This is a genomic window from Streptomyces sp. NPDC057654, assembly GCF_042800135.1.
In the GTDB taxonomy this organism is placed as follows: domain Bacteria; phylum Actinomycetota; class Actinomycetes; order Streptomycetales; family Streptomycetaceae; genus Streptomyces.
The window spans coordinates 1-3,006 of sequence record NZ_JBHVHQ010000984.1; the positions used below are offsets into that span (position 1 = coordinate 1).

Genomic DNA, 3,006 nt, shown 5'->3' on the forward strand with positions numbered 1-3,006 from the left:
GGTGCCGGTCAGCCAGCCGGCCGCCGTGGCCGCCACGAACGCGGTGAACGCCTCGTCGGGATCGGGCGGCGTGTCCCCGTCCCCTGGATCGGGCGTCCCGTCGGCCCGTACGATCTCGGCCGCGATCTCCGCCTCCGGCCGGTCGTCGGCGGGCATCCGCTCCGCGCCGTTCTCGCCGACGCGCAGCTTCTCCCCCCAGGGTTCGATGACGTATTCGCAGAGCAGCGCGCTCACGTCGGCGCAGGCGGCCGGGGGCTGCGTCCAGCAGGTCGCGTGCTCGTAGAGGAGCTGGCCGTCCGCGCGCTCGCGGAGGGCGACGGCCGTCTCGTCGTCGGCGTCGCGGAGGTCGTAGGCGACGACGACCGTGTCCGTGCGGCCGGGCGCGTACGGCTCGGTGGGCAGGCCGAGGACTTCAGCGGCGGCGAGTCCCAGGATGCGCTGGGACCGGCCCGGCAGCAGGGAGACCGTGCGCGGCTTCAGGCCGGTGGCGGCGAGGACCGCGGCCAGCCGGTCGAGGCCGCCGCGGCACTGTTCGACGGTGTCCTGGAAGTAGGCGTAGCGGCCGGTCATGCCGGATGTGAACCCGTACGGGGAGAGGCCGCCCAGGTAGCCGCCGGTCAGGGCGTAGTGCCAGCCGCGCAGGTCCCGGCCGTCGAGCGGGCCGGCGGCCGCCGCGAGTCCGGCCCGGTGGAGCATGCTCCGGACGCGTTCGTGGGCCCATTCCCAGCGGGCGTCGTCCGGGGCCGGGAGCAGGGCCGCGGCGTCGCGCGCCCGGTCGAGCTCGCCCGCGAGCAACGAGTTGAAGACCAGGAGGTAGCGCTCGGGCCAGGGGTGCAGGTCGGCTTCGCGCTCCGCGAGCACGTCGACCGCTTCCCGGTGGCGGTGCTCGCGCTCCAGGGCCGAGACCAGTTCGGCGCGGAGTGCGCGCGCCTCGGGGGCGTGCCGCAGCGCCTGGCGTAGGGCGGGTACGGCCAGGAAGGACACGCCGCGTTCGACGCATGCGTAGCCGAAGTCGTAGAGCGTCTGCGGGTTTTCGGGCTTCTTCGCCAGGCTCTTCGCCGCCTTCGCGAGGTCGTCGAAGTCCGCCGCCGCGGCGAGCTGTCGCACCACTTTCGCCAGGTCGCGGAGCGGGGCCGTTTCGGCGAGGGGGCGCAGGGCCCGGACGGTCCCCGGAATGTCGCCCGCGTCGAGGAGCTGACGGGCCTGTTCGAGTTCGTTCGTCATCAAAGGTGATCTTTGTCCGGGACGGATCGTGCCGCAACGGGTTTTCGCCCGGTCCTGCGCGGAGCGTTCGCCTCGCCCGTACGATCGCCCGGTCACTCGCACCGCTCCCCCACCGCCTCCCTCACCCTTCACAACTCCCCCTGGAGACACTGTGATCAGACGTATGGTCCACCGGAACGGCGAGTTACCGATCACCGCCGGCGCACTCCTGGCCGCCGTGGCCGCCATGGCCGCCACTTCCCTGGTCGCGGCCGCGGCGCCGTCGGCCGTCGCCGCCGCAGGCCCGGCCCCCGTCCGCGCCCCCGCCCACGCCCCCGCGCTCACGGAGCTGCCGTTCCTGCCCGACGACTGGTACAGCGAACCGACCGGACTGAACGAGGAGGGCGCGATCTCGGGGTATTCGACGCCCTCCGACGGCATGTACCCGGCCAACTACCGTGACCGTGCGGTGCGTTGGGACTCCGATGACACCATTCACGCCCTGCCGCCGGCCTCCGGCGATCTGTACGGCAGGGCCACCGAGATCAACGGCTCCGGCACGACCGCGGGGTACTCCTGGTCCGCGGGGACCTCGCAGTCCGCGCGGCAGGGGCACGCCGTGCGCTGGAGCGGCACCGGCGACGTCACGCCGCTCGCGCCCGTACCCGGCGACACCTTCTCGCGGCCCGCCGCCCTCAATGACGCGGGCGCCGTGGCGGGCACCTCCTGGAAGGGCGACGTCTCGCCCGACGAGGGCCACGGCGTGGTGTGGAAGCCGGACGGCACGCTCGTCACCCTGCCCGCGCTGCCGGGCGACGCCTACAGCGCGCCCGTGGCGATCAACGGCGCGGGCGAAGCCGTCGGGTACTCCTGGAACGGCGGCCTCTCGACGCGGCACGCGGTGAAGTGGAGCCCCGGCGGCGCCGCCACCGACCTCGGCGCCCTCGTCCGCGCCAAGTGGCCGCGGCATGACTCCAGTTCCGCCTTCGGCATCAACGACTCGGGCACCGTCATCGGAAGCGCCGCCCGGGCCGAACCGGCGGGTCCGACCGAGCCGCACGCCGTCGAGTGGGCCGACGACGGCACCGTGCAGGACCTGGGCCTGAACGCCTCCGCCGCTTCGATCAGCGACAACGGCACCGTGTCCGGCTTCCGGCGCGCTACCGACGGGTCGGTCAGGACGACCGCCACGCGCTGGGCCCCCGACGGCACACCGACCCTGCTGGCGCTGCCGGGCGACATGCGCGGCAACAGCAACGGCGCGCAGGTCAATGACGCGGGCACCGTCGCCGGGTACGCCTGGGACGGCATCCCGAGCCGCGAGAACAAGCGCGCCGTGCGCTGGGCCGCCGACGGCGGCGCCGTCGATCTGGGGAGCGCGCCCTCCGATCCGTACAGCTCGGCGCTGTTCGTCAACTCGGGAGGCACCATCGCGGGGGTATCGATCCGCACCCCCATTTACACCTATCTGCCGGGTACGCACCACGCGGTGGTGTGGCGGTCCTGAGCTTTCCGCAGGTCCTCGGGCTCGGAGTGAACGGCCGGGCCGGGCACGGCGGTCCCTGTCGAATCGACGCGACGGATATCGATATGAAAGGGTGAAAACTGGCTGAAACCAACTCTGAAAGGAGACGGCATGTCCTCGAAGCGACGCCGCAAGAAGAAGGCCCGCCGCAAGAACGGCGCCAACCACGGTAGCCGCCCTCAGTCCTGAGCTGACGGCCGCCTCGCGGCACACCCGGGTCGCGCCGCATGGAAACGGCATCCCGCCGTCGCCCAGGACCGGCCCGAACGCCGCACCGA

At 73.2% G+C, this 3,006-nt stretch carries 3 protein-coding genes; 2 read left to right on the forward strand and 1 reads right to left on the reverse strand.

The window, feature by feature from the left end:
• A partial coding sequence (locus tag ACFU99_RS39270; RefSeq protein WP_384402212.1) for a hypothetical protein occupies positions 1–1,224 on the reverse strand: 1,224 nt, incomplete at its 3' end.
• A gap of 163 nt (positions 1,225–1,387) precedes the next feature.
• On the opposite strand from ACFU99_RS39270, the gene ACFU99_RS39275 reads away from it, so the two are divergent.
• Together ACFU99_RS39275 and ACFU99_RS39280 are read left to right on the forward strand one after the other, a co-directional pair.
• Positions 1,388–2,710, forward strand: coding sequence for a hypothetical protein (locus tag ACFU99_RS39275; protein WP_384402215.1), 1,323 nt, complete (start codon positions 1,388–1,390; stop codon positions 2,708–2,710).
• 129 nt (positions 2,711–2,839) lie between these two features.
• Positions 2,840–2,917 carry a 50S ribosomal protein bL37 gene (locus ACFU99_RS39280; RefSeq protein ID WP_370443954.1) on the forward strand — a complete coding sequence of 26 codons (78 nt, stop codon included), beginning with the start codon at positions 2,840–2,842 and terminating at the stop codon, positions 2,915–2,917.
• Positions 2,918–3,006: the final 89 nt, after the last annotated feature.